The 3,069-nt window shown below is 50.9% G+C and carries 1 protein-coding gene; it reads right to left on the bottom strand.

Translation table 11 applies throughout. From position 1 onward, the window contains the following. Nucleotides 1-44: 44 nt before the first annotated feature. Nucleotides 45-2,471, bottom strand: a complete 2,427-nt coding sequence (gene helD / locus L691_RS0119280; protein WP_036737378.1) for an RNA polymerase recycling motor HelD — start codon at nucleotides 2,469-2,471, stop codon at nucleotides 45-47. Between the last annotated feature and the right edge of the window lie 598 nt (nucleotides 2,472-3,069).

Genomic DNA, 3,069 nt, shown 5'->3' with positions numbered 1-3,069 from the left:
GTTCCTCGTAGTTGCGACTGGTATCTGATGGGAAAACCTTAAGTTCAGCTTATATATTGCTCCACCTCATACAAGGACGTATCTAATACCTGAATGAATGGGGTCCAATCTCCTGCTGCGTACAGCAGAAGCCGATGCATGGCACGCGTGCATGCTGTATAAAAAAGCTTGCGCTCGCTCACCCGATGATACGTCTGCGAAGAGGCGTCATAGATTAGAACGGCGTCGAATTCAACGCCCTTAGCGAGATACACGGGGATTATTAACGTTCCCTTCTCGAAGGTGGGCGTGTTCTTCGTCACAAGCCTCAGCCCCTGACATCCCTGGGACATCAATAGATCATAAGCCTCTTTGCTTTCGGCCGCAGTCTTCGTAATGACGCCGATGGAGACGAAGCCTTCCGCCTGAAGCGCCGCAAGATGCTCCGCTATTCGCGCAGCCCGCTTCTCGCCGCCGCCTACCTTACAGAGGAGCGGTTTCCTGCCGCTTCGTTCAAAGGGGACGATCTCCTTGGCGTTCGGCAGCAGAGACTTCGTGAATTCCACAATCTCGCGGGTTGACCGGTAACTGCGAACCAGGCGGAACAAGCGCGTTTCCGATTCACCGTACAGCCGGATGAGCGGCGATTCTTCACCGTACAGCTCCGTTGCCTGAGCAAAGATGGCCTGACCGAAATCGCCAAGCACTGTCATGTGGGCGCGGGGGAACATTTTTTTGAGGAACTCATATTGAAACATCGAATAATCCTGACCCTCGTCGACGAATACATGCCGGATCTCCGTGTTCGTCCGAACGCCCTCGATGAGCTCTTTTAAATACAGGTACGGTGTCGCATCCTCATAGAACAGTTCGAGCCGGCCAAGCTTCTCCTTGGTCTGCTCACAGATTTCCGGCCAAAGCAAGGAAATTTCAGCTCCATTTATCATCTTTTTAAAAACATCCTCTTCTTCGAACAACTGGATGTACAGCCCAGCCATATCGATGAACAACATCCGCTTCACGCTTCGCTTCAGCGGCTTAAACTGCTCCTTCACGATCATCCGGCGCAGCAGCTCTTCCTCCCGCTCAGCATAGTCGAAATCGCCCTCGTCCGGTCTGCCCTTGCCGTCCAGCCTTTCGCGGACCTTTTCATACTGCTCGGCAAAGTCAAACACGCCCCTCTCCTTGTGCAGAGCATGATACGCTTCGGCGTACTGATCTTTGTCAAGATAATCAAGCTCCTCCTGCACCCAGAGCGCCTCACGTTCCTTGCTTTCCAGCAGGGTCAACTCACGAAGCAGCCACTCCTGCAGCATAGTAATGCGATTGGTCATGCGAATGGAGGGATCATAGCTGTAAAATACGGATTGCATTTGCTTGGCCGTGATCAAATCGCGGTCCCGAAAGCGTATGCTTTTGAAGCGCATGCCCTGCTGCTCCAGCCACTGCGCATAATTCCGGAGAGCTTGTAGAAAGTCGGCGGATGCCTTGTACTCCATCCCTTTCAGCCGGGCCGCATACCCTTGGCTTGATGCTTCTGTCAGCACGTATTCGATCTGGTCAAAGGGGTCCTCTACACGGAACGTCCCGCCAAGCCAGTGGTCCAGATATTCCTGGAAGGTCGTCTGCTGCATGTTTTCTTCACCGAGCTCGGGAAGAACGGTCGATACATAGCTGTTAAACATCGGATTCGGTGAAAAAAGAACGATTTGGTCCGCCTTTAGCCGATCGCGGTGCTTATACAGCAGGTACGCCACCCGCTGCAGCGCCGCCGAGGTTTTCCCGCTGCCGGCCGCCCCCTGCACGATTAGCATCCGGCTTGTGTCATCGCGGATAATGGCGTTTTGCTCCTTTTGGATCGTTGCAACGATGCTTTTCATCTGATTATCCGCACCTTTGCCGAGCACCTGCTGCAGCAATTCATCGCCGATGGTTACACTCGTGTCGAACACGTTCTGCAGCCCCGCCTCGCGGATCTGATACTGCCGTTTCAGCTTCATCGTCCCCGAGATGGTTCCATCCGGCGTGTCATACCCGGCCGCTCCCGGGGAATAATCGTAGTACATGCTCGCGATCGGAGTACGCCAGTCATAAACCAGAAAATTCATGCCGTCTGAATCGACAAAGGACGACACGCCGATATAGACCTGCTCGGTATTGCTCAAGCCATCCTCGTGGAAATCGATGCGCCCAAAGTAGGGGGATGCCAGCAGCCTTTTCATGTTATTCCATTGCTGTACACGCTGCCTGTGGCTTCGTTCTCGTTCGGACAATAAGGCTTCTTGCTGCCTGATACTGTAGAAGGTCTCTTCAAAATCTTCGTCCGTGCTCGTGTTAACGGTAACTTCCTGCCAAAATTGTTTGCGGATGTCCGCCACCTGACCATGCAGCCCGGCTACCTCCGGCTCAAGTTCGGTGATTCTCGCTTGCAGCTTTTCCGTAACCAGCTCCAGCCGCTTCTGCTCTTGCTTCCAATCCTCCGCGCTTATCATCTTCCTGCATGCACTCCTTCATTTGAATTTGAAGAAAAAGAAAGTTTGACAAACCGTAATGCCGTGTGGTAAGATTAAAGTGTAAATAAGATGGGTTTATTATTTGATTTTTTAAATAAAATCATTAGTTCTTCAATCATAGCATAGTGCTTCTTTGTGCGCAAACTTTTATTTATGCATAGTTAAGCCCCCGGCGGGATGCCGGGGGCTTTTTGATTTAACTCTTACGCCGCTCGTCGAAAAGCACGTTTAAGATTAGATGCCAAAGGCCGGAAATTTTGACTTATGTATGGTTCTCGGCACTGTCTATAACGGCAAGTTATCTTTTTAAGACAAGTTTCTTCACCGTTATCACGTGGAAACTTTATCGGTTGACATTTTATGGAGGATACTGTATATCCTGAATCCGTGAAATAACCAACAACCACATAGCATTCGCTGTTACGAGCTTGTAGCAATCACAATCGAATTCAATCCAAGTGAAATAGGTCGGGTACAGGCATAAGGAAACAGAGCTTGCTCTGAAGCAGGCCCTTTACGAACCTATGCTTGCCAATTTCTCACCCTGACAGCGTCATGTAAATCCGTTGAAAGGTTG

The sequence above is a fragment of the Paenibacillus zanthoxyli JH29 genome (assembly GCF_000520715.1).
Classification (GTDB): domain Bacteria; phylum Bacillota; class Bacilli; order Paenibacillales; family Paenibacillaceae; genus Paenibacillus_AQ; species Paenibacillus_AQ zanthoxyli.
Note: the sequence above shows the minus strand (reverse complement) of the source record. Positions and strands in the feature narration are given on the sequence as shown.